This is a genomic window from Duganella sp. AC917, assembly GCF_979258245.1.
In genome coordinates this window covers 4,363,898-4,386,803 of the sequence record NZ_OZ409848.1, presented here as the reverse complement: position 1 = coordinate 4,386,803, position 22,906 = coordinate 4,363,898, and the positions used below count along the sequence as shown (strand labels likewise).

Annotated in this window: 21 protein-coding genes; 14 read left to right on the top strand and 7 right to left on the bottom strand. The window is 64.2% G+C overall.

What is annotated here, in order from left to right:
• Entirely contained in the window at positions 1-930 is a 930-nt protein-coding gene (paaX, locus tag ACZ0BA_RS19085) for a phenylacetic acid degradation operon negative regulatory protein PaaX (RefSeq protein WP_463452778.1), read from the bottom strand.
• 171 nt (positions 931-1,101) lie between these two features.
• On the opposite strand from paaX, the gene paaA reads away from it, so the two are divergent.
• From paaA to ACZ0BA_RS19025, 12 genes are all read left to right on the top strand, one after another.
• Positions 1,102-2,088, top strand: coding sequence for a 1,2-phenylacetyl-CoA epoxidase subunit PaaA (paaA, locus tag ACZ0BA_RS19080; protein ID WP_463452777.1), 987 nt, complete (start codon positions 1,102-1,104; stop codon positions 2,086-2,088).
• A 79-nt stretch (positions 2,089-2,167) separates the two neighbouring features.
• Positions 2,168-2,452, top strand: coding sequence for a 1,2-phenylacetyl-CoA epoxidase subunit PaaB (gene paaB, locus ACZ0BA_RS19075; RefSeq protein ID WP_090317313.1), 285 nt, complete (start codon positions 2,168-2,170; stop codon positions 2,450-2,452).
• 12 nt (positions 2,453-2,464) lie between these two features.
• Positions 2,465-3,217 (top strand): 1,2-phenylacetyl-CoA epoxidase subunit PaaC, encoded by a 753-nt coding sequence (gene paaC / locus ACZ0BA_RS19070; RefSeq protein WP_463452776.1) that lies wholly within the window; start codon positions 2,465-2,467, stop codon positions 3,215-3,217.
• Between the two features lie 10 nt (positions 3,218-3,227).
• Complete coding sequence (paaD, locus tag ACZ0BA_RS19065; RefSeq protein WP_463452775.1) at positions 3,228-3,782, top strand: 1,2-phenylacetyl-CoA epoxidase subunit PaaD; 555 nt, start codon at positions 3,228-3,230, stop codon at positions 3,780-3,782.
• 5 nt (positions 3,783-3,787) lie between these two features.
• Positions 3,788-4,867, top strand: coding sequence for a 1,2-phenylacetyl-CoA epoxidase subunit PaaE (gene paaE / locus ACZ0BA_RS19060; RefSeq protein WP_463452774.1), 1,080 nt, complete (start codon positions 3,788-3,790; stop codon positions 4,865-4,867).
• A gap of 15 nt (positions 4,868-4,882) precedes the next feature.
• Positions 4,883-5,674 (top strand): 2-(1,2-epoxy-1,2-dihydrophenyl)acetyl-CoA isomerase PaaG, encoded by a 792-nt coding sequence (paaG, locus tag ACZ0BA_RS19055; RefSeq protein WP_463452773.1) that lies wholly within the window; start codon positions 4,883-4,885, stop codon positions 5,672-5,674.
• Between the two features lie 2 nt (positions 5,675-5,676).
• Positions 5,677-7,269: a 3-hydroxyacyl-CoA dehydrogenase PaaH gene (gene paaH, locus ACZ0BA_RS19050; protein ID WP_463452772.1), complete on the top strand. Its 1,593-nt coding sequence runs from the start codon at positions 5,677-5,679 to the stop codon at positions 7,267-7,269.
• Complete coding sequence (gene paaI, locus ACZ0BA_RS19045; RefSeq protein ID WP_463452771.1) at positions 7,262-7,720, top strand: hydroxyphenylacetyl-CoA thioesterase PaaI; 459 nt, start codon at positions 7,262-7,264, stop codon at positions 7,718-7,720. Before paaH ends, paaI begins: the two co-directional genes overlap by 8 nt.
• Positions 7,721-7,737: 17 nt before the next feature.
• Entirely contained in the window at positions 7,738-9,063 is a 1,326-nt protein-coding gene (gene paaK / locus ACZ0BA_RS19040; RefSeq protein WP_463452770.1) for a phenylacetate--CoA ligase PaaK, read from the top strand.
• A 10-nt stretch (positions 9,064-9,073) separates the two neighbouring features.
• On the top strand, positions 9,074-9,685 hold the full coding sequence (paaY, locus tag ACZ0BA_RS19035; RefSeq protein WP_463452769.1) for a phenylacetic acid degradation protein PaaY: 612 nt from the start codon (positions 9,074-9,076) through the stop codon (positions 9,683-9,685).
• 17 nt (positions 9,686-9,702) lie between these two features.
• Positions 9,703-11,766: a phenylacetic acid degradation bifunctional protein PaaZ gene (gene paaZ / locus ACZ0BA_RS19030; protein WP_463452768.1), complete on the top strand. Its 2,064-nt coding sequence runs from the start codon at positions 9,703-9,705 to the stop codon at positions 11,764-11,766.
• A gap of 72 nt (positions 11,767-11,838) precedes the next feature.
• Entirely contained in the window at positions 11,839-12,270 is a 432-nt protein-coding gene (locus tag ACZ0BA_RS19025; protein ID WP_463452767.1) for a hypothetical protein, read from the top strand.
• A 94-nt stretch (positions 12,271-12,364) separates the two neighbouring features.
• Here the strand turns inward: ACZ0BA_RS19025 and ACZ0BA_RS19020 are convergent, their stop codons facing one another.
• Positions 12,365-12,595, bottom strand: coding sequence for a hypothetical protein (locus ACZ0BA_RS19020; protein ID WP_143067948.1), 231 nt, complete (start codon positions 12,593-12,595; stop codon positions 12,365-12,367).
• A gap of 8 nt (positions 12,596-12,603) precedes the next feature.
• Positions 12,604-13,830 carry a M24 family metallopeptidase gene (locus tag ACZ0BA_RS19015; RefSeq protein ID WP_463452766.1) on the bottom strand — a complete coding sequence of 409 codons (1,227 nt, stop codon included), beginning with the start codon at positions 13,828-13,830 and terminating at the stop codon, positions 12,604-12,606.
• 163 nt (positions 13,831-13,993) lie between these two features.
• Between ACZ0BA_RS19015 and ACZ0BA_RS19010 the strand changes: the two genes are divergently transcribed.
• Positions 13,994-15,625 carry a CehA/McbA family metallohydrolase domain-containing protein gene (locus tag ACZ0BA_RS19010; protein WP_463452765.1) on the top strand — a complete coding sequence of 544 codons (1,632 nt, stop codon included), beginning with the start codon at positions 13,994-13,996 and terminating at the stop codon, positions 15,623-15,625.
• 12 nt (positions 15,626-15,637) lie between these two features.
• Here the strand turns inward: ACZ0BA_RS19010 and ACZ0BA_RS19005 are convergent, their stop codons facing one another.
• Together ACZ0BA_RS19005 and argH are read right to left on the bottom strand one after the other, a co-directional pair.
• Positions 15,638-17,911, bottom strand: a complete 2,274-nt coding sequence (locus ACZ0BA_RS19005) for a M4 family metallopeptidase (protein WP_463452764.1) — start codon at positions 17,909-17,911, stop codon at positions 15,638-15,640.
• Positions 17,912-18,190: 279 nt separating this feature from the next.
• The gene (gene argH / locus ACZ0BA_RS19000) at positions 18,191-19,588 is read right to left on the bottom strand and encodes an argininosuccinate lyase (protein ID WP_463452763.1); all 1,398 of its coding nucleotides are present in this window, start codon (positions 19,586-19,588) and stop codon (positions 18,191-18,193) included.
• Between the two features lie 106 nt (positions 19,589-19,694).
• On the opposite strand from argH, the gene ACZ0BA_RS18995 reads away from it, so the two are divergent.
• Positions 19,695-20,120: a GNAT family N-acetyltransferase gene (locus tag ACZ0BA_RS18995; RefSeq protein WP_463452762.1), complete on the top strand. Its 426-nt coding sequence runs from the start codon at positions 19,695-19,697 to the stop codon at positions 20,118-20,120.
• Positions 20,121-20,180: 60 nt separating this feature from the next.
• Here ACZ0BA_RS18995 and ACZ0BA_RS18990 read toward each other — a convergent pair whose 3' ends face one another.
• On the bottom strand, positions 20,181-21,575 hold the full coding sequence (locus ACZ0BA_RS18990) for a YfcC family protein (RefSeq protein WP_463452761.1): 1,395 nt from the start codon (positions 21,573-21,575) through the stop codon (positions 20,181-20,183).
• A gap of 39 nt (positions 21,576-21,614) precedes the next feature.
• The gene (locus tag ACZ0BA_RS18985) at positions 21,615-22,763 is read right to left on the bottom strand and encodes a succinylglutamate desuccinylase/aspartoacylase family protein (protein WP_463452760.1); all 1,149 of its coding nucleotides are present in this window, start codon (positions 22,761-22,763) and stop codon (positions 21,615-21,617) included.
• Positions 22,764-22,906 lie beyond the last annotated feature (143 nt).

The following is a 22,906-nucleotide window of genomic DNA, read 5'->3' as shown; positions in this document are numbered from 1 at the left end:
TTAATGTTGTGTCAGACCGCCAAAGCGCTCGAAGAATGCCGGCTCGGCGGCGGGCGCGGCGGTGTCCTCGCGCCGCAGCACCGCCTCGACATGGCGCTCGGCGTCCGCGTACACCGACTGATATATATCGCGTGCCAATTCGTAGGCCAGCGCTCCCGGCCACGGCGTGGGCAGCAATTCCATCGGTAGTTGTGGATCGTGCAACTGCACGCGCCGGTAGGCATGGATCAGCAAGGTGCGGATCACGAAGGCCTGCTCCGGCGTCGGCTTGATGTCGCCATGTTCGCGCAGCGCCGCCAGCAGCGGCTCGAAGCGCGCGATAAAGCCCTGGTATCCGATCGCCACGTCGCTGACGTCCCAGCCGCTGGCCACCAGATCGCTCAACGGCCGCCCGGCGACGCGCTCCATCGACTTGGCCTGCACCACAAACAGCTTTCCGACCACGCCCAGCCGCTTGAGCAGCTCATCGAGCGCGCCGCCGTCGGCCGCCGGATGGCCCATGATACCGGGCGCGATCACGCTATAGCCTTCCCACAGCAACTCCTTGCGCACGGCGCTGCGTTCGGCCGCGTTGAGCGCGCCGTCACCGTTGAGCACCAGCGTCCAGCTGCCATCCCAATGCACGTTGAGCGGCGCGTAAATGCGGCGGTAGGCGTGCACGAAGCGGGCCATCGCGTCCGGCGTGATCGCGTACGAGCTGCGGCGGCCGTCGCGCTGGGCGCCCAGCCAGCCCTCCTGCGCCAGTCGGAACACGGACGTGCGCAGCAAGCGGTCGTTGACGCCGAACGGCGCCAGCAGCTCGATCAGGCTGCCCAGCCACACCATGCCGCCGTGCGGGACGATGGCGTCGCCGAAGATGGTCACCACCAGCGACTTCGAGCGCGGCGGATCACCGGCGAGGCAATCCGCTATCCATTCGGAATAATTCATAGGCAAACGTCGGTTCTGTACATGGAAACAATAGTTTACTTTGCCTCGACTGCGGCGCAGCATTTATTTGTCCCGCGTTTCTCTTGGGATACTCTATTCTAATATGATTCAAAAAAGACGTAGCAAAATCAGATTGTGTATCGTAATATGATGTGACACGAGGAGACAGCTATGTACGCACAAATGGTGGAAACCGGCCTGAGCACCGTCCGCACGGCCGACGACATGGCCGCCGACGAGCGCGCTTTCCAGGCCCGCATCGACGACGGCGTCAAGATCGAGGCCAAGGACTGGATGCCGGAGGCCTACCGCAAAACCCTGATCCGCCAGATCTCCCAGCACGCGCATTCGGAGATTGTCGGCCAGCTGCCGGAGGGGAACTGGGTCACGCGCGCGCCGACGTTGAAGCGCAAGTCCATCCTGCTGGCCAAGATCCAGGACGAGGCGGGCCACGGCCTGTATCTGTACAGCGCGGCCGAAACGCTGGGCGTCTCCCGCGACGAGTTGCTGGACGCGCTACACAGCGGCAAAGCCAAGTACTCCAGCATCTTCAACTACCCGACCCTGTCGTGGGCCGACATGGGCGCGATCGGCTGGCTGGTCGACGGCTCGGCCATCATCAACCAGATACCGCTGTGCCGCTGCTCTTACGGGCCGTACGCGCGCGCCATGATCCGCGTGTGCAAGGAGGAGTCCTTCCACGCTCGCCAGGGTTACGACATCATGATGTCGCTGGCGCGCGGCACGCCTGAACAAAAGGCGATGGCGCAGGATGCGCTCAACCGCTGGTGGTGGCCGTCGCTGATGATGTTCGGTCCCTCGGACGCGGAATCGGTCAACAGCGCGCAATCGGCGCAGTGGCGCATCAAGCTGTTCTCCAACGACGAACTGCGTCAGCGCATGGTCGACCAGACCGTCCCTCAGGCGGAGTTCCTCGGCCTCACTGTGCCGGACCCGGACCTGAAATTCAACGCCGAGACAGGCCACTACGAATTCGGCGAGATCGACTGGAGCGAATTCCAAAACGTCTTGAAGGGCAATGGCCCATGCAACCGCGAGCGCCTGCGCACCCGCGTCAAGGCATGGGAGGACGGCGCCTGGTTCCGCGAGGCGCTGGTCGTCCACGCCGACAAGAAGGCCGCCAAAGCCGCCGCATAAGTGGATCCACGTAGGGCGTATTAGCGAAGCGTAATCCGCCAAGCGCCGCCACCAGCATAAGAAAATCGAGGAGCACAACATGAGCAAAGAATGGCCCCTGTGGGAAGTATTCATCCGCAGCCAGCACGGCCTGGCGCACAAACACGTTGGCAGCCTGCACGCGCCGGATGCCGAAATGGCCGTCAACAACGCGCGCGACGTCTACACGCGCCGCAATGAAGGCGTCAGCATCTGGGTGGTGCGTGCCGCCGATATCGTCGCCAGCAGCCCTGGCGACAAGGGCGCGCTGTTCGAGCCGGCCAACAGCAAGGTCTATCGCCATCCGACCTTCTTCCCGATGCCGGCCGAAGTCAAGAACCTGTAAGCGGAGCGCATCGTGGATAACAAAGTCAATTACCTTTTGCGCCTGGGCGACAATGCGCTGATCCTCAGCCAACAGCTTTCGCAGTTGTGCGGCAAAGGCCCCGCGCTGGAAGAGGACATGGCGTTGACCAACGTCGCGCTCGACCTGCTGGGCCAAACCCGCCTGTGGTACGAATACGCCGCGGAAGTGGAAGGCGCCGGCCGAGACGAGGACAAGCTGGCCTACCATCGCGACGCGCACGACTTCAAGAACTGCCTGCTGCTCGAACAGCCGAACGGTAACTACGCCGACACCATGATGCGGCAGTTCTACTTCGACACCTGGCACTACTTCCTGATCGAAGGCCTGACGCGAAGCGCCGACCCGCGCATCGCCGCCATCGCCGAAAAGTCGCTCAAGGAAGTGACCTACCACCTGCGCCGCAGCGGCGATTTGATCGTGCGCCTGGGCGACAGCACCGAACTGGCGCATGCGCGCACGCAGACCGCCGCCGACGAACTGTGGATGTACAGCGGCGAAGTGTTCGCCTATGACGCCATCGACAACGCAATGGTGGACGAGGGTATCGCGCCACCGGCCGACGAACTGCGTGCGCATTGGCTGGCGCACGTGGCCGAAATCTTCGCCGAGGCCACCCTGACCATGCCGCCGGCCGACGCCTGGATGCAAAAGGGCGGCAAGCAGGGGCGCCATACCGAGCACCTGGGCTACATCCTGGCCGAGATGCAGTTCCTGCAGCGCGCCTATCCCGGCGCCGAGTGGTAGGAGTGTAGAAATGACAGCCGCCGCTATCGACGCTCCCGTCTTGAGCACCGCGCAGGTGTGGTCCTGGCTGGCCGAGGTGTCCGACCCCGAGATTCCGGTCATCTCGATCGTCGACCTGGGCATCGTGCGCGACGTGCGGCTGGACGATGGCGCCTGCACGGTCACGATCACGCCGACCTACTCCGGCTGCCCGGCGATGCAGGTCATCGCCGACGCGATCACCGAGGCGCTGCACGCGCACGGTGTCCTGGATGTCCGTCTGCAAAACCAGCTCTCGCCCGCCTGGACCACCGACTGGATGAGTGAAGAGGGCAGGGCCAAGCTGTCGGGCTACGGCATCGCGCCGCCAGCCGAACAGGTGATCGACATCAGCGGCCTCGCTGGTGGCGCGCGCGGCGCGCTAGCGGCCATTTCGCGCCGCCCGCAGCCGCGCGTGGCCATCGTCTGCCCCAATTGCGGCTCTTCTCACACCGGGATCACCAGCCAGTTCGGCTCCACGCCCTGCATGGCGCTATACAAATGCCTGGATTGCCGCGAGCCTTTCGACTACTTCAAGTGCCACTAACCACCATGAGCAAATTCCACCCGCTGACCGTCTCGCAAGTACGCAACGAAACGCGCGACACCATCGCCGTCACGTTCGCCGTGCCGCCCGAGCTGCAAGACAGCTTCCGTTACCAGCAGGGGCAGCACCTGACCTTGCGTGCGATGATCGACGACGAGGATGTACGCCGGTCGTACTCGATCTGTTCGGGGGTGCAGGAAGATACGCTGCGCGTGGCCATCAAGCGCACGCAGGGCGGGCTGTTCTCCAGCTGGGCCAACGAATCGATCAAGCCTGGCTTGACGCTCGACGTCATGCCACCGATGGGTCACTTCAACGTGCCGCTGGACGCCGCGAACCGCAAGCACTACCTGGCCTTCGCCGCCGGCAGCGGCATTACGCCGATCCTGTCGATCGTCAAGACCACCCTGGCGGCCGAACCGCACAGCCGCTTCACGCTTTTCTACGGCAACCGCGCCTCCTCGTCGGTGATCTTCAGGGACGAATTGTCGGACCTCAAAGATACGTACATGGATCGCCTGAAGCTGGCCTACGTCATGAGCCGCGAGCAGCAGGACATCGAATTGTTCAACGGCCGCATCACCAAGGACAAGTGCGCGCAGTTCCTGCGTCACTGGGTCCGCGTGGACGACATCGATGTCGCCTTCATCTGCGGCCCGGAGGACATGATGCTGGGCGTGTCAGAAGCGCTGCAGGAGGCCGGCATGCCGAAGTCGAACATCAAGATCGAGCTCTTCGCCGCCAGTATCCCGAAACATCAGCACAAACCGCGCGCGCTCGATGCGGCAGCGGCGCGCCACGAAACCGAAGTCACCGTCATCATGGACGGTAGCGCCAGCAGCTTCACCATGGACCAGGACAAGGAGTCGCTGCTCGACGCCGGCCTGCGCGCCGGCATCGACATGCGTTATTCGTGCAAGGGCGGCGTATGCTCCACCTGCCGCTGCAAACTGCTCGAAGGTAAAGTCGACATGGACGTCAACTACGCGCTGGAAGACTACGAGATCGCGCGCGGCTATGTCCTCAGCTGCCAGAGCTTCCCCATCACCGACAAAGTCGTCATCGACTTCGACCAGGCCGAATAAAAGAACGGAGACGCCATGAACTACGAAAATATCCTTTTTGAGATCAACGACGGCATCGCCCAGTTGACGCTGAACCGTCCCGACAAGCTGAATAGCTTCACGCAGGCCATGCACGACGAGGTGCGCCACGCCGTCAACAAGGTTGGCAGCGACAAAAGCGTGCGCGTATTGATACTTACCGGCGCGGGGCGCGGCTTCTGCGCCGGCCAGGACTTGTCCGACCGCGCGGTAGAACCGGGCGCGCGCGCCGTCGACCTGGGCGACTCGGTAGAAAAAAACTACGCACCGCTGGTGCTGGCGCTGCGCGGCTTGCCGATGCCCGTCATCTGCGCCGTCAACGGCGTGGCCGCCGGCGCCGGCGCCAATCTCGCGCTGGCGTGCGACATCGTCCTTGCCGCCAAGTCGGCGTCGTTTGTCGAGGTGTTCTGCAAACTGGGGCTGATCCCGGACACCGGCGGCACCTACTTCCTGCCACGCCTGATCGGCAGCGCCCGCGCCATGGGTCTGACCATGCTGGGCGAAAAACTCAGCGCCGAAAAAGCCGAATCCTGGGGCCTGATCTGGAAGGCCGTGCCGGACGAGGAGCTGGCCGCCGAAACCATGGCCATGGCGCGCCACTTTGCTACCGCGCCGACCAAGGGCCTGGCCTTCACCAAGCAGGCGCTGTACGCCAGTCCGCACAACACGCTGCAGCAGCAGCTCACGCTCGAATGCGGCATGATGAGCGAACTGGGTCGCACCGAGGACTACCGCGAAGGCGTTGCCGCCTTTATGGAAAAACGCGCACCGCAATTCCAGGGGAAATAACTATGCCAGCATTGAGCAAGGACCGTCTGGTCGCCGTCATCGGCAGCGGCGCGATGGGCGCCGGCATCGCGCAGGTGGCCGCCGTCGCCGGCTACACCGTCAAGTTGTACGACACGCGGCCGGAGGCGGTGGCCAAAGCCATCTCCGACATCGCGCTGGTGTTCAACAAGCTCGTGGCGAAGGATCGCATGAGCGCCGTCGCCGCCGCCGCCGCCATCGCCCGCCTGCACGCAGCCGTCACGCTCAGCGACGTGGCCGGCGCGGGCCTGGTGGTGGAAGCCATCGTCGAGGACCTCGGCGCCAAACGCGGCCTGTTCGCCGAATTGGAGGCGCTGGTCGCCGACGACTGTATCCTCGCCACCAACACCTCGTCTATCTCGGTGACCGCCATCGCCGCCAGGCTGCGCAAACCGGAGCGCCTGGTCGGCATGCACTTCTTCAATCCGGTGCCTTTGATGGCGCTGGTCGAAGTGATCAGCGGCCTGGCCACCGACGCCGCCGTCGCGCAAACCGTGTGCGACACCGCCGCCGCATGGGGCAAGAACCCGGTGCACGCCAAGTCGACGCCGGGATTCATTGTCAACCGCGTCGCAAGGCCGTTCTACGCCGAGGCTTGGCGCTTGTTGGGCGAACAGGCGGCGGATGCCGCCACCATCGACGCCGTCATGCGCGAAGCGGGCGGCTTCCGCATGGGGCCTTTCGAGTTGATGGACCTGATCGGGCACGACGTCAACTTCTCGGTGACGCAATCAGTGTTCAACGCCTACTTCAACGATCCGCGCTTTACGCCGTCGGTGCTGCAACAAGAGATGGTCAATGCCGGATATCTCGGCCGAAAATCGGGGCGTGGATTCTACGTCTACAGCGAGGCAGCGACCGCTTCGCCTCAACCGCAAACCGAGTCCGCGCAGCCGGTGCCGGAATTTGTCAGCTACACCGTCGAAGAGGGCGCGAAGGCGGGCGCGCCGCGCTTTTCCGGCAGCGCCGCCAGCGACGCGCTGGCCGAACGTCTGCGCGCGGCGGGCATCACCGTCGCCCATCGCCAATCGCCGGAAGCGCGCGGGCATGCCGCCGGTGCTGACGGCGCGCCTGCCTTCCACTGCAACGGCGCCGCCGTCTACCTGACCGACGGCCGCAGCGCCACCGAGCGCGCGCGCGACAACCATCATCCGGATACGGTTTTGTTCGACCTCGCGCTGGATTACGCCACCGCGAACCGTATCGCCGTCACCTGTGCCGACCAATGCTCGCCGGCCGCGTATCAGTCGGTGGTGGGGCTGTTCCAGGCCGCCGGTTTCGTCGTCACGCGTCTGGACGATGTTCCCGGCATGGCCGTCATGCGCACCGTCGCCATGCTTGCCAACGAGGCGGCGGACGCCGTCAACCAGGGCGTGTGCAGCGCCGAGGCGGCGGATATCGCCATGCAAAAGGGCGTCAATTACCCGCGCGGGCCGTTGGCGTGGGCGGATTCGATCGGCATCGGCCAGATCGTCACCGTGCTGACCAACCTGGCCGCAAGCTACGGGGAGGACCGCTACCGCGTCTCGCCGCTGCTACGCCGCAAGCATGCCAGCGGAGGCGGGTTTCATGCATAAGCCGCAGCCTTTGTCGTCGATCGCATCGTCCGACGATGCGCAAGCGTTGGCGGAGAAGGTTGCCGACGCGATGTTTTCACGCGATCCCGCTTCAAGGGGCTTGGGGATGACGATCAACGCGGTCGGTCCCGGCCGCGCCAGCATGTCCATGACCATCCGCGCCGATATGCTCAACGGCCATCAAAGCTGCCATGGCGGCTTTATCTTCACGCTGGCCGACAGTGCTTTCGCCTTCGCCTGCAACAGCTACAACCTGAACACGGTCGGCGCGGCCTGCACCATCGATTACCTGGCGCCCGGCCGTCTGCACGACGTGCTCACCGCCGAAGCGGTGGAGCTGGCGCTGAACGGCAAGAGCGGTGTGTACGACGTCAGGGTCAGTAATCAGGAAGGCCGTACGATCGCCCTGTTCCGCGGTAAATCGCTGCGTGTCGGCGGCGAAGTCATATAAAGAACGAGGAGACACCGATGGTCCAACGCATCCCCGAGCCGTCCGATCTGGAGCTGATCGAACGCGCCAGCAAGGACGAACTCCAGGCACTGCAACTGCAGCGCATGCAGTGGTCGCTGAAGCACGCGTATGACAACGTTCCGCATTATCGCGCCGCGTTCGACGCCGCCGGCGTGCATCCGGACGACCTGCGCACGCTTGCCGATATCGCCAGGTTCCCGTTCACCGGCAAAAAAGAGCTGCGTGATAATTACCCGTTCGGGATGTTTGCCGTCGCACGAGATAGAGTGGTTCGGGTGCATGCGTCAAGCGGCACCACCGGCAAGCCGACCGTGGTTGGCTATACGCAGAACGATATCGACACTTGGGCCAACCTGGTCGCGCGGTCGATCCGCGCGGCCGGCGGACGTCGGGGCGACATGGTGCACATCTCCTACGGCTACGGCCTGTTCACCGGCGGCCTGGGCGCCCACTACGGCGCCGAGCGGCTTGGCTGCACCGTCATCCCCATGTCCGGCGGGCAGACCGAGAAGCAGGTGCAATTGATCCAGGACTTCAAGCCGTCGGTCATCATGGTCACGCCGTCGTACATGTTGAACATCATCGAGGAGTTCGAGCGCCAGGGCCTCGATCCCGCCGCCAGTTCGCTCAAGGTCGGCATTTTTGGCGCCGAGCCATGGACCGATGCCATGCGCGCCGAGATCGAGCAGCGCGCCGGCATCGACGCCGTCGACATTTATGGCCTGTCCGAAGTCATGGGACCGGGTGTCGCCAGCGAATGCATCGAGAGCAAGGACGGTCCCGTGATCTGGGAAGACCATTTTTACCCCGAGATTATCGATCCCGAAACAGGGGAGGTGCTGCCGGACGGCGAGGAGGGCGAGTTGGTGTTCACGTCGCTGAGCAAGGAGGCGCTGCCGATCATCCGCTATCGCACGCGCGACCTTACGCGGCTGATGCCGGCCACGTCGCGCTCGATGCGCCGCATCGGCAAGATCACCGGCCGCTCCGACGACATGCTGATCATCCGGGGCGTCAACGTCTTCCCGTCGCAGATCGAAGAACTGATACTCAAGATGCCGAAACTGGCGCCGCAATACCAGCTGATCGTCTCGCGCGACGGCCATCTGGACAAACTCGAGGTGCTGGCCGAATTGCGCGCCGAAGCAGGCGACCTGCCGTCCAGCGAAACCGAGGCGCTGGCCAGGGAGCTTGAACAGCGCATCAAAACGAATGTCGGCGTCACCACCAAGGTGCGTCTGCTTGCCGCCAACGGTATCGAACGCACGCTGACCGGCAAGGCGCGCCGGGTGGTCGATCAGCGGCCGCGCGACCGGACCTGAAAGGCGAAACATGGTCAAGGTTTATGAGATCAATGGCGTTACCCCGGTGGTCCATCCGACCGCCTACGTGCATCCGAGCGCGGTGCTGATCGGCGACGTCATCGTCGGTCCGCGCTGTTACGTCGGCCCGCTGGCGGCTTTGCGCGGCGATTTCGGGCGACTGATACTGGAGGAAGGCGCCAATCTGCAGGACACCTGCGTCATGCACGGCTTTCCGGGCGCCGATACCGTCGTCGAACAGGATGGCCACATCGGCCATGGCGCCGTGCTGCACGGCTGTCGCATCGGCCGCAACGCGCTGGTCGGCATGAACAGCGTGATCATGGATAACGCCGTCATCGGCGCGGACAGCATCGTCGCCGCCATGACATTCGTTCGCGCGGGCATGGAGGTGCCGGCCCGCAGCCTGGTGGTCGGCACGCCTGCCAAGGTGGTGCGCGAACTGCGCGACGACGAAATTCAATGGAAGACCGCCGGCACCGGGCAATACCAGGAGCTGGCCGTGCGGTCCATGCAAACCATGCGCGAGGTGGATGCGCTGACCGAAGTGGAAGCGGACCGCAAGCGCATCGAGTGGGAAAGCTCGCTGCCACTGCACCTGCATAAAAACGCCTCGGCATAAATCACGGAGAACAGAACATGGCACCAATTTCAACCCCGGTATCAACCCTGCAAAGCCTGATCGGCGGCCGCTGGATAGGCCGCGAAGCTTCGACGCCGCTGCACAGCGCCTTGAACAACTCGCTGATCTACCACACCCACGCCGAGCGTATCGATTTCGACGAAGCGGTCACCTATGCCCGCAAGACCGGCGTACCGGGTCTGATGAAGCTCGACTTTCAGCAGCGCGCCGCGCGCCTGAAGGCGCTGGCGCTGTATCTGGTCGGCCGCAAGGAGGAGCTATATGCGGTCTCGCACCTGACCGGCGCCACCCGCGCGGACAGCTGGGTCGATATCGAAGGCGGCACCGGCACCTTGTTCGCCTACGCCAGCATGGGCGGGCGCGAACTGCCTTCGTCGAACGTGCTGCACGAAGGCCCTGCCATGGCGCTGGGTAAAAACGGCGGCTTCTCAGGCACGCATATCCTGGTGCCGCGCGGCGGCCTGGCGGTGCACATCAACGCCTTCAACTTCCCGATCTGGGGCTTGCTGGAGAAGTTCGCTCCCAGCTTCCTGGCGGCGATGCCGTGCATCGGCAAGCCCGCCACCGCCACCAGCTACCTGACCGAGGCGGTGGTGCGCATGATGCACGAATCCGGCCTGCTGCCCGATGGCGCGCTGCAGCTGGTCATCGGCAGCACCGGCGACCTGCTGGACCGGCTAGGCGGCGCGGACGTCGTCACCTTCACCGGCTCCGCCGACACCGCCGCCAGGCTGCGGGTCAATCGCAACCTGATCGCCAATTCCGTGCCGTTCACCGCCGAAGCGGACTCGCTCAACTGCGCCATACTGGCGCCCGACGTGATGCCGGACGACGCCGAATTCGACCTGTTTGTCAAAGAGGTGGCGCGCGAGATGACCGGCAAGGCGGGGCAGAAGTGCACGGCGATCCGCCGCATCATCGTCCCGGAGAACATGGTCGACGCGGTCGGCACGCGGCTGCGCGAACGCCTGGCCAAGGTCAGCGTCGGCGACCCCTCGGTCGAAGGCGTGCGCATGGGCGCCTTGGCGTCGAGGGACCAGCAGCGCGACGTCGGCGAGCGGCTGGCGATGCTCGCGCAGGGCAACGAGTTGCTGTTCGGCGAACGTGACGGCTTCAAGCCGGTCGGCGACGGCGTCGCGGAGGGCGCCTTCTTCGCACCGACCTTGCTGTTGTGCCGCGACGGCATGGTCAACGACGCCGTGCACGACGTCGAAGCCTTCGGGCCGGTCAGCACCATCATCAGCTACAACGGCATCGATGAGGCCTTGGCGTTGGCCGCGCGCGGCAAGGGCAGCCTGGTCTCGACGTTGGTGACAAAAGAGCCGGCCATCGCCGCGTATGCGGTGCCGGTGGCCGCCGCGTCGCACGGCCGGGTGCTGATACTGGAGCGCGAGGCATCGGTCGACTCGACCGGCCACGGCTCGCCGCTGCCGCAGCTCAAGCACGGCGGCCCGGGACGCGCCGGCGGCGGCGAGGAGTTGGGCGGCATCCGCGCGGTGCGCCATTTCCTGCAGCGCGCGGCGGTGCAGGGATCGCCGACGATGCTAGCCGCCGTCACCGGGGAATATGTGCGCGGCGCCAGGGTGCAGGAGAGCGAAGTGCATCCGTTCCGCAGATACTTCGAGGAGCTGAAGATCGGCGATTCGCTGCTCACGCACCGCCGCACCGTCAGCGAGGCGGACATCGTCAACTTCGGCGGCGTTTCGGGCGACTACTTCTACATGCACTTCGACGACATCGCGGCCAAGGACACGCAGTTCGGCAAGCGCATCGCGCACGGCTACTTCGTGCTGTCGGCGGCGGCCGGCCTGTTCGTCTCGCCGGCGCCCGGACCGGTGCTGGCCAACTATGGGCTCGACAACCTGCGCTTCATCACGCCGGTGGCGATCGGCGACACCATCCGCGCGCGTCTGACGTGCAAGCGCAAAGTGGACCGCAACCGCACCGACGACAAGGGTGTCGGCCAGGGCGTAGTCGCCTGGGACGTGCAGGTCACCAACCAGAACGACGAGCTGGTGGCCAGTTACGACATCCTCACCCTGGTGATGAAACGTAGCTGATGCTGGAGCGATGCTTTCCTTTTCCAGCGCCGCCGGTCACAATAGCGCTTTATTTTTAAGCAGGCGGCAGTCATGGCGAGCACCATCACCCAACACAAAATCGTTCTCAATCCACTGGAAAACCCGCGCAGCTGGCTGACTTTCGCCGTGGCGGTGTTGTGTCTGATCGTCGTGACGCAACTTCCACGTGGGTGGGATCTGGTCGGCGTGCTGCGGATAGTGTTGCTGGGCTTTGCCGGCTACATCGCCTCGGCGGCGATCGAGCATCTGCCGGTGCGCGGCATGGTGTCGGCGGAGGGCAGCACCGCCTTCCTGGGCCGGATCGCCCAATTCGGCTACATCCCGGCCGGGGAGACCGCGCAAAGCCGCACCTTCGTGCGCAAAAGCGGCTCGCCGCTGCGCGCGATGTTCGGCCCGATCATCGTCGGCCGGCCGGTAGGAAACGAATTCCCCGTCACCGTCCCGCTGCGCTTCCACCGCGCCCTCAAACGCATCCAGGCCTAAAAATCTGCGGGGGTCAAGTCTGTCATTCGGACACGAACTGAGCAGCATAGTGCCTGAGCCCGTGTCCGAATGACAGACTTGACCCCCTTTTTTTTCAGCTGAGGACGACCTTCCGGAAAACCTCGTAGCCCACCAGCGCGAAAAAGATATACGCGCACCAGGGAATGACAAACGCCGGAACGGCGGCAATGTAAATCGCCTTGTCCAGGATCGTATAGATCGAGGAAAAAGCGAAAGCCGCCGCCAGCACCCAGTTCTTCTGCTTTGTGAAAAGGCCGACACACGTTATCGATGCGGCCAGGCTGAGTATTGTCGCAGTCTGCATCGTGATACTCAGCGCGTCAGGCCAAACGGGTCGTCGATGCTGTGCGCCGGTTCGGTGAACCATTTCGGACCGTTCTCTGTCATGTAGAAATGGTCCTCGTGGCGCACACCGAATTCGCCGGGGATGCAGATCATCGGTTCGTTCGAGAAGCACATGCCCACGTCGAGCGGCGTCTTGTTGCCGCCCACCAGATACGGCCACTCGTGGATATCGAGCCCGATGCCGTGACCGGTGCGGTGCGGCAGGCCTGGCAGTTTGTAGCCGGGGCCAAAACCATCCGCTTCCAGCGAACGCCGTGCCGCTTGGTCCACTTCCTCGCATGGCACGCCCAGTTGCGCCGCGTTGAAGGCGGCCAGTTGCGCCGCCTTCTCGCTGTTCCACACCGAACGCTGACGCTCGCTGATCTCGCCATACACATAGGTGCGGGTGATGTCGGAGATGTAGTTATGCAGCTTGCAACCGGTATCGATCAGCACCGTGTCGCCCGGCTTGAGCGTCTGCACGTAGCTGACGCCGTGCGGATAAGCGGTGGCTTCGCCGAACAAGACGATGACAAAGTACGATCCCGAGGCGCCGACCTTGCGGTGCGCGCGGTCGATGAATTCCTCCACTTCGACCGTGGTGATCCCTTCGCGCAGAATGCTGGCCGCTGCTACGTGCACGGCCATCGTCATGTCCTTGGCGCGCTGCATCAGGGCGATTTCGTTGGCCGACTTGCGGGTGCGGCAGTGTGCGGTGACGGTGCTGGCGTTCTCCAGCGCGTAGCCCTCGGCCAGCGGACGGATGCCGTCGTAGATGAAGAAGGCTGCGCTTTCGCATATGCCAACGCGCGGAGCGGCCGCGCCGTCGGCGGGCGCGATGCCCATGCGCTTGAGCGTATCGATGAACAGCTGGTACGGGCTTTCATGCTCCTGCCAGCAGTTGACCGGCCCCTCGACCAGCATGAAGTCCTTCAGCGTACTTTCCTCGAACGCCGGGGCGATGTATTCGACGGCGCCGCTGGCGGGGATGATCGCGCCGACCATGCGTTCGCTGGCGTGCCACTTGGTGCCGGTGAAGTAGGTCATGTTGGCGCCGGCGTTGACATAGATCGCGGCGATGCCCTGCTGGCGCATGAAGGCCTGCGCGCGCTCGACGCGCTGCAGGTGTTCCTCCTTGCCGATAGGGATTGCGCCCGCCGTCATATCGGATAACGTCGACAAAGCCTGTTCTATGGTTTTTCCGCCAATAGTCATTTTTTTAACATCCCTGTTTGAGTTTTCGAGCGCCTGCGGAAGCGATCCGCGACAGCCCACGATGATAGCAGTTTTGCGCGCGCGCCTTGTCGGTCGGTCATCGTGCTGTCACAAGCAAATGCTAGTGTGCCGGCTTCTCCGCATTCACTTTCAGGACAATAGCATGCAGCGCAAAAAAGCCTTTTCCACCCGTCTCCTGTTGATTCCAACGGCCGCCGCGATCCTGGTGGCGGCCGTCGCCTGCGGCGGTGGCGACGAGCCAGTCCACTCGAGCGTGCCGCCGTTGCAAAGCGGCCGCTGGATCGCCGGCGATCTGCACACCCACACCACCCAGTCGGCCGACACGGATGTCAGCCAGACCCTCGACAAGGTGCTGGGCAAGGCCTTCACCACGTTTGGGCTGGACTGGATGGCGGTGTCCAACCACCTGCGCGTATCGACACGCGACGAAAAGGGCGCGACGCTGGCGTCGTCGATACCGATGTCGGTCGGCGCCGAGCGCTACGAAATCCCCCACGTGCAGGCCTTGCAGGCTGCCGGAACCTACGCCGACAAGCTGATTTTCAGCGGCTTCGAATGGGATATGCCAACCCACGACCATATTGGCGTGGGCATCTTCCAGGGCGCGGACAAGCTGACCTCCAGCACCAAGGGCATGAAGGAATTCGAATACCTGTTCACCACCCGCGACCCGGCCATGTTCGACGCCGCCGATGTCGCCGCGTGGAAGGCGAAGTACGGCGAGACCCGCTACAACAAGACCGCCGACGACGCGCTCAAGGCGATCAGCTGGTTGAAGGATAACTACCCGGACAGCAGCTATGGGGTGATCAACCACCCATCCCGCAACAAGGGCAGCTACACGGTCGACGACTTCCGCCGCTTCAACGATATCGCGCCGAACATCATGTTCGCCATCGAAGGCATGGTCGGCAACCAGATGGAACCGGATCGCGGCGGCTACACCGCCGCCTACACGCCGGAAAACGCGCCCCTGCGCGCCTATGGCGGCGTCGATTACGTGGTGGCCAAAGTCGGCGGCGTGTGGGACGCGCTGCTCGGCGAGGGACGTCGCGTCTGGAACCTGACCGATTCCGACACCCACTTCAAGATCGTGAACGGCAACAGCAGCGGCTACTTCCCGGGCGAGTATGCGAAGAACTATGTGTTCAACGCGGCCCAGGGAGCTCCCGCCATGAAGGACCTGCTGCAGGGTCTGCGCTCCGGGAAAATGTTCTCGGTCTACGGCGATTTGATCAACGCGCTGGACTTTAACCTGGCCAGCAAGGACGATCGCAAGGAGATGGGCGGCGAGTTAAAGGTCGCCAGCGGCGAAAAGGTGATCGTCACGATCCGCTTCAAGACCCCGGCGAAGAACAACTACGAGAAGCCGGTCGATAGCGGCACCGCCGCCAATGTCAAGCCGGTGGTCGATCACGTCGACCTGATCGTCGGCGATGTCGGGTCAAAGGCGGCGCAGGGCAGCGCGGCCTACAGCGTGGCCACCAACGCCAGCGCCAAAGTGGTCAAGCGCTTCACCAGCGCCGACTGGAAAGTCGATGCCGATGGCTACTTCACCATCAGCTACGAGACCACCGCCAGCAAGAACCAGTACTATCGCCTGCGCGGCACCAATCTGGGCACCGATGTCGCCGGCCTGACACAGGGCGGAGAACCGTTGGCGGACCAGCGCACCGAAGGCGCCGACAACACCCAGCGCTTCAACGACATCAACGACCGTAACTACCGCAGCCTGTGGTTCTACTCGAACCCGGTGTTCGTCACGCTGCGGTAATCGGAACAAGCCTCACTTGGCGAGCAGGCTGACTTTGTCGAGGACGAAGGAGGTTTTCAGCGATGCGTTCTCGCGCATCGCGAAGTGCAGTGTTACCTGTTTGCCCTTGAACTCACTGAGGTCGAAGCTGCGGACCTTGTAGCCGTCGGCGGCATCGACGTTGGAATAGGTGGCCAAGGTGCGCAACACCCGTCCGAGGCTGCCGCGCACGGTGACCACCAGCGTGTCGTGCGCGGTGCCGGTCGTGTCGGCGCTGTCGATGTGCAGCGCGAAGCTCAGCTCCGCGCTGGCCGATTCCGCCGGCACCGTTAGCGCCTGCGTCAATGTCTGGGTGGTCCGTTTGCCTTTGCCGCCCATCCAGGCAAAGCGGGTGCCTTCGTACGCGGTCTGACCGGGCAGACCGCCGATGGTAGTGGTGGCGCCGCGCCAGCCGGTGGTGCCGGTTTCGAAGCCGCCGTTGACAACAAGTTCGGTGGCATCCCCACCACCACCGCCACCACCACCGCCACCAGCCCCCGCTTCGTCGATATCGGCGCCGACGTTGATCGCAGCATAGGCGCGCTTGACGGCGATGGCTTCCTTCGAGTCGGCGCCGTACAGTTCTTGCGCCGATGCCAGCACCTTGTTGCGGGCATCCGCATAGTTGGTCGACGACGTGAACTTGGTCGTCAGCGCCTTGAACCAGATGCGATAGGCCTTGTCGTTGCCGATGCCGCTCATCGCCGCCGGCTGCTTGACCAGGTATTTGCTGTAGTAGTCGCTGGCGGGATCGGCGTTCGATCCCTGCGACAGGAAGTAGAACATGCGGTTATTCGGACCACTCGAATAGTGCACGTCCAGATTCTTGAGTGAGCTGCTCCAGGCATCCGGGCTGCTGCCATCCTTGCTTGGCTTGTACATCCAGCGCAGCGGTTCGCCGGTCTTGCTGATTTCCTTGCCCGTCACCCAGTCGTTGCCGGTCGCGGGCACCACATTGCCGGCGCCTCCCGCCCGCGCATAGGCTTCGACCATGTCGCCGCCGATGTCGGAATTCGACTCATTCAAGCCGCCCGATTCGCCGGAGTAGATCAGGTCCGCCGTGGAGGCAGTGACGCCATGCGACATCTCGTGGCCGATCACGTCGATCGAGCCAAGGTTGTAGAAAAACGAGCCGTCGCCGATGTACATGCATTTGCAGCTGTCGTCGTAGAAGGCGTTGTCGTAGTTCTTGTCGACGTGGACGGCGATGTAGGTCGCCGTATTGTTCCCGTCCAGCGACTGCCATCCCAGCACGTTCTTGTTGGTGTCGTAGGTGTTCATCAGTCCCCATAACGCGTTGACGGCGGCGGTCTGCCCATTCGCATCGGTCGTGCTGCCGCCGTTGTACTGCTGGCCGTCGCCCCAGTCGTTGGTGCCGTTGGTGTAAACGCTGCCGGGATTGGGATTGTTCGCCGAGCTGTGGTTGGCATTGGTGATGGCCATGCCGCCGAATTTTCCGCCGGTGCCGCGCGTCGCGTCCAGCATCTGGAAGGTGCTGCCCGATTGCGATGTACTAATCGGCACTACGCCGTTGTACTGGCTCTTGCCCTGGCCGACGACGGTTTGCAGCGCCTGCCACTGGGCGATGATCGCGCCCGTCTTTGCGTTGACCACGGTGTCGTAGTAGAACGGTTTGCCATCCTGCGCCATGCGGGTCTGCACATAGTAGGCCAGCTCGTGGCGCTCGACCACCTCCTGGAGATCGAGCGCATTGAGCTCGGCTTCGGACTTGCTGGCCGCCGAGGCCACGCGCACGGTTTTCATGATCGGATAGAGCAGCAGTTCGGCGCTGGGCGCCCAGCGGTGCACGCCGAGCGGCGAGGCCGACTTCACGGCGACATCGATCGCCTGTTCCGCCGTCAGCGCCGGCGTCATGTCCGCCGGCGTGGCGGCCGCGCTGGGGACCAGGCCGGGGCGCCGGTCCGTCACCGAGGAGCTGACGATGTCGCCGGCGTTGTTCGTCACTACCACCGACTCGGAGCCGAACACCCGCAAGCCCTTGTAGGTGTGCTGCGCGCGCGTGATCTTCTGACCGGCCACGCCGGGATGGTGGCCGCTGATGCGGAAGCTGTAGTCGGCCGGTACGCCGCGCGACCGTTCGAGCGCGGTCAGTTTCGATACCAGCCCCGCGCTTTCCTGCGGAGACGACGGAGTGATAGGCGCGGCCATCATCTGGACACCCGTCTGCGCAATGGCGGCTGTGCCCATGGTGGCGCTGGCGATGCAAGCGGCGATGCGTTTGCGAAGTAATGGCTTGTGCAGGTTCATCTCGTCCTCCTAATCCGTTCCGACGGGCATCGATTGATGGCGCCGACTCCGCAAAAAAGCGGATAAGTCACGCTAGACCGTCCGGGCGCGTGCGTTCTGTCGCAGATCAAAATATTATTAATTATGCACCAGTGTTGGCGCGCGCGGCAAGACGATGACCGTAGCGTGTGGGCGAGATGAGGAGTGGTTATTTTTGATACGGGGAGGGCGACACCTGGCAGGCCGCTGCGGCCTGCCAGGTGTTGTTATGACTGGTGGCGCACCAGCTTATTCCGCCACTTATTTAGCCAGCTGGTCGCGCACGCGTGCAATGGCCTTGCGCACCTGGTTGGGCGCGGTGCCGCCGACGTGGTCGCGCGCGGCCACCGAGCCCTCGAGCGTGAGCACGGCAAAGACGTCGTCCTCGATCAGCGCCGAGTAGGCCCGCAACTGGTCCAGCGTCATCTCGGACAGGTCGATCTTCAAATCGTCGCAGGCGCGCACCGCGTGGGCCACGGCTTCATGGGCGTCGCGGAACGGCAGGCCTTTTTTGACCAGATAGTCGGCCAGGTCGGTGGCGGTGGCGTAGCCTTGCAGCGCGGCGGCGCGCATCGCCTCCGGCTTGACGCTGATGCCGCCGGCCATGTCGGCGAAGATGCGCAAGGTGTCGACCACGGTGTCGACGGTGTCGAACAACGGTTCCTTGTCTTCCTGGTTGTCCTTGTTGTAGGCCAGCGGCTGGCCCTTCATCAGGGTCAGAAGGCCCATCAGGTGGCCGTAGACGCGGCCCGTTTTACCGCGCGCCAGTTCCGGCACGTCCGGGTTTTTCTTTTGCGGCATGATCGATGAACCGGTGCAGAAGCGGTCGGCGATGTCGATGAAGCCCACGCGGGGGCTCATCCAGATCACCAGTTCCTCGGACATGCGCGACACGTGCGTCATGATCAGCGAGGCGGCGGCGGTGAATTCGATCGCGAAGTCGCGGTCGGAGACGGCGTCCAGCGAGTTGTGGCAGACGTCGTCGAAGCCGAGCGTCCTGGCCACGCGCACGCGGTCGATCGGGAAGGTGGTGCCGGCCAGCGCGGCGGCGCCCAGCGGCAGGCGGTTGACGCGCTTGCGGCAATCGAGCATGCGTTCGGCGTCGCGGCCGAACATCTCGACATAGGCCAGCATGTGGTGGCCGAAGGTGATCGGCTGCGCCACCTGCATGTGGGTAAAGCCGGGCATGATGGTGTCGGCGTTTTTCTCGGCCAGGTCGGTCAGCGCGCCGCGCAGGGCGCCAAGCAGTTCGACCACGTCGTCGATGGCCGCGCGCACGTACAGGCGGATGTCGGTGGCCACCTGGTCGTTGCGGGAGCGCCCCGTGTGCAGGCGCTTGCCGGCGTCGCCAACCAGTTCGGTCAGGCGTTTTTCGATATTCAGGTGGACGTCTTCCAGGTCGAGCAGCCATTCGAACTGGCCGGCCTCGATCTCGGACGAGATTTGCGCCATGCCGCGCTCGATCTCGGCGCGGTCGGCGGCGCTGATGATGCCTTGCGCGGCCAGCATTTCGGCGTGCGCCAGCGAGCCCTCGATGTCGGCCTTGGCCAGGCGTTTGTCGAAGAAGACGGAGGCGGTGTAGCGTTTGACGAGGTCGGAAACAGGTTCGTTGAAGCGGGCCGACCAGGCTTCGCTCTTTTTGGAAAGTTGTGCGGTCATAGTGGTGGGAATGGCTTTCGCGGTATTGGTGTCGATTGTCAGGACGGATTATAAACCGTCAACTGCTCAAAAATATGTCATTATTGCTATTTTGGCCACGTAAAACATGACGACCCTGCAGATCAGCACCGACAAGGCGCGACTCGACGTGCCCCTGATTTACCAATTCCTCAGCGAGCAATCGACGTGGGCGATCGGCATGCCGCGCGCGGTGCTGGAGCGTGCCATCGTCAATTCGCTGTGTTTCGGCGCCTATCTGGACGGGCGCCAGGTCGGCTTCGCGCGCGTGGTGACCGACCGCGCCACCTTCGCCAACATGGTCGACGTGTTCGTGCTGCCGGAGCACCGGGGGCAGGGGTACAGCAAGCGCCTGGTGGAGGCGATCGTCGCGCATCCGGATTTACAGGGCTTGCGGCGCTTCACCCTGGCCACCGGCGACGCGCACGGTTTGTACGCGCAGTTCGGATTCACGCCGCCGGTGCGGCCGGCGACGCTGATGGAGCGCTACTGCCCCGACGTCTACCGCAATTAGTCGGGCGGATTAGGCGGAACGCCGTAATCCTCCCTGCGTCGTTCAGATTGACGCTTTGGCCTATTGCCAGTTCATCAGCACCGGCGGCACCAGCAGCGCCAGCGCCATCACCGCGTAGATCAGCTGCAGCGGTATCATCCACTTGGCCCAGGTGATCCACGGCACCCGCGCCAGCGCCAGCACGCCGACCGTGATGCCGGAAGTCGGGATCATCGGCGTGGTCAGCTCGCCGAACTGGAACGCCAGGATCGCCGTCTGGCGCGTCACGCCCACCAGGTCGGCCAGCGGCGCCATGATCGGCATCGTCAGCGCGGCCTGGCCGGTGCCGGAGTGGATGAAGAAGTTGATCACCGTCTGGATGCCGAACATCTTCCACGCCGTGAAAATGGGACTGGACGATTGCACCAGCGGCGTCAGGCCGTGCAGCATGGTGTCGATGATCTGGGCGTCGCGCGCCAGGATCATGGTGCCGCGCGCGAGCGCGATGACCAGCGCCGTGCCCACCAGATCGCGCGCGCCCTGGATGAAGCCCTCGACGATCTGTCCCGAGTCGAGCCGGCCCACCAGGCCGATGACCACCCCCATGGTCAGGAACAGCGCGGCGATTTCGTCGATGTACCAGCCGTAGTGCACCACGCCGACCACCATGATCGCCAGCGAGCCGGCGAAGATCCACAGCACGCGCTTGTGGCGCGCGGTCATGCCATGCAATTGGCCCAGGCCCTCGGGTTGTTCTTTGCGCTTTTCCAGATCGAGCGCGTAGGTCGGGCTCAGTTGCGGGTTTTTCTTCACGCGCGCCGCGTACCACATCAAAAAGGCGGCGGTGATGGCGGTGGCGATGGTCCAGGCGATCAGCCGGTAGCCCCAGCCGGAAAACACCGGCACGCCGGCGATGCCCTGCGCGATACCGACGTTGAACGGATTGAGGAAGGCGGCGCCGAAGCCCACCTGCGAACCGAGGAAGGGGATCGAGACGCCGGTGATGGTGTCATAGCCCAGCGCCAGCGCCAGCGGCACGAAAATCAGGATGAACGGTATCGCCTCCTCGTTCATGCCGAAGGTGGCGCCGCCGAGCGAGAACAAGGTGACGAACACCGGGATCAGCGCCTTCTGGATAAAGGCCGAATCCTTGTGCGCGCGCGCCAGCGCCTTGATCATCGAGTCGACCGCCTCGGTCTTTTGCAGCACCGCGAAGGCGCCGCCGACGATCAGCACGAAGCCGATGATCTGCGCCGCCTCCACGAAGCCCTTGATCGGCGCCTTGAGCAGCGCCACCACGCCCTGCGGCGCGCTTGGCACGTAGTGGAAGCTGTCCGGCACGATCAGCTGTTTGCCGTCGACCAGATGGGTGTCGTATTTGCCGCCCGGGACCAGCCAGGTGGCGGTGGCGATCAGCGCCAGGATGATGAACAGCAGGACGAAGGTGTGCGGTAGTTTGAATTTTTTGGTGGTCATGGGGACGCCGGCGTTGTGGTCGTTTTTATTGTTGTGGTTTTATTGGCTCAGCAAGTCGCCGGCGCGGTAGGCCTGTGTGCCGGCCACTTTGCCGACGTTCATCCCGCGCAGCACGTGGCGGTGGGCGCTGCGGGCGAAGAACACGCCGGCCACACCGGCGCGCAGCACCGTCGTCTCGCCGCTGACCGGGTCGATCAGGTCGGCGATGGCGTCGCCGGGGGACACCTGCTCGCCCAGGTCGCGGGTGTAGACCAGCACCCCGGCGTGCGGCGCGTACAGCGGCTCGACCCCTTCCAGCGGCGTGGCCTGGCACAGCGCTGCCGGCAGCGGCGCGGCGGCGATGGCGGCGGCGCCGGCGCCGCTGCCGTCGTCGAGCAGCACGCCGTTCAGCACCAGGAAGCGCAGCAGGCCGGTGGCGTCCTTCTCGGCCAGGTCGTAGCGCACTTCCATTTCGCCGCGCAGTTCCACGGTGGTCGACAGGCACGCCGGCGGAATCGGATATCGTCCTTCGAAGTGGCGCTCCAGATCCCACCACAGGCGGCTGCATGCCTCGTCGAACGGCTCGCCGCCGGCCTGGTAGGCCAGCAGCAGCGCGTGCGCGCCCATCAGCGCCGACAGCGGCGCGGTGGCCTCGGCCAGCGGCGTGCCGACGTAGATATGCATCACCGCCTCGTTGTCGCAGTGCAGATCGAGCACGATGTCGGCGTCGACCGCCATCGTCATCAGCGCTTTTTTCAACGTGTCGGCGTCGGTCGACGGGCGCCAGGCGGCGATGGCGGCGCGCGCGTGTTCGCGGATCAGGCGCACGTTGGCGTCGGCGTCCTGGCCGAGCAGGCCGTCCAGCGATTTTTTCAGGTCCTCGAACACGTGATTGTAATTGCGGTTGAAATTGACGCCGGTGGTCAGGTCGAAGCGGCCGAAGGCGGCGCCGTGGATCGCCTGCGCCAGGCCGATCGGGTTCGCCGCCGGCACCAGTATGACTTCGCCGGCGATCTGGCCGGCCGCCTCCAGCGCGACCAGGCGCCGGCGCAGGAACTGGGCCACCAGCATGCCGGGCACCTCGTCGGCGTGCAGCGAGGCCTGGATGTAGACCTTTTTGCCGGCGCCAGGGGTGCCGAAGTGCAGGCTGGTCAGTTCGAACGCGGTGCTGCTGTGCGGGCCGGAGAGGGGATGTTTTTGTACTTGCATGATGAGCTGGCAGGGAAGGTTGACGGGTCGGCGCGGGCCGTGGGCCATGCGTGGCCGTGATTTAGCGATTGAGTATGTAGCACTATTTTCACAAAGTAAATCGTTCGGCCCGAATCGGACGGCGCTTTCTTGAGTTTTCGGCG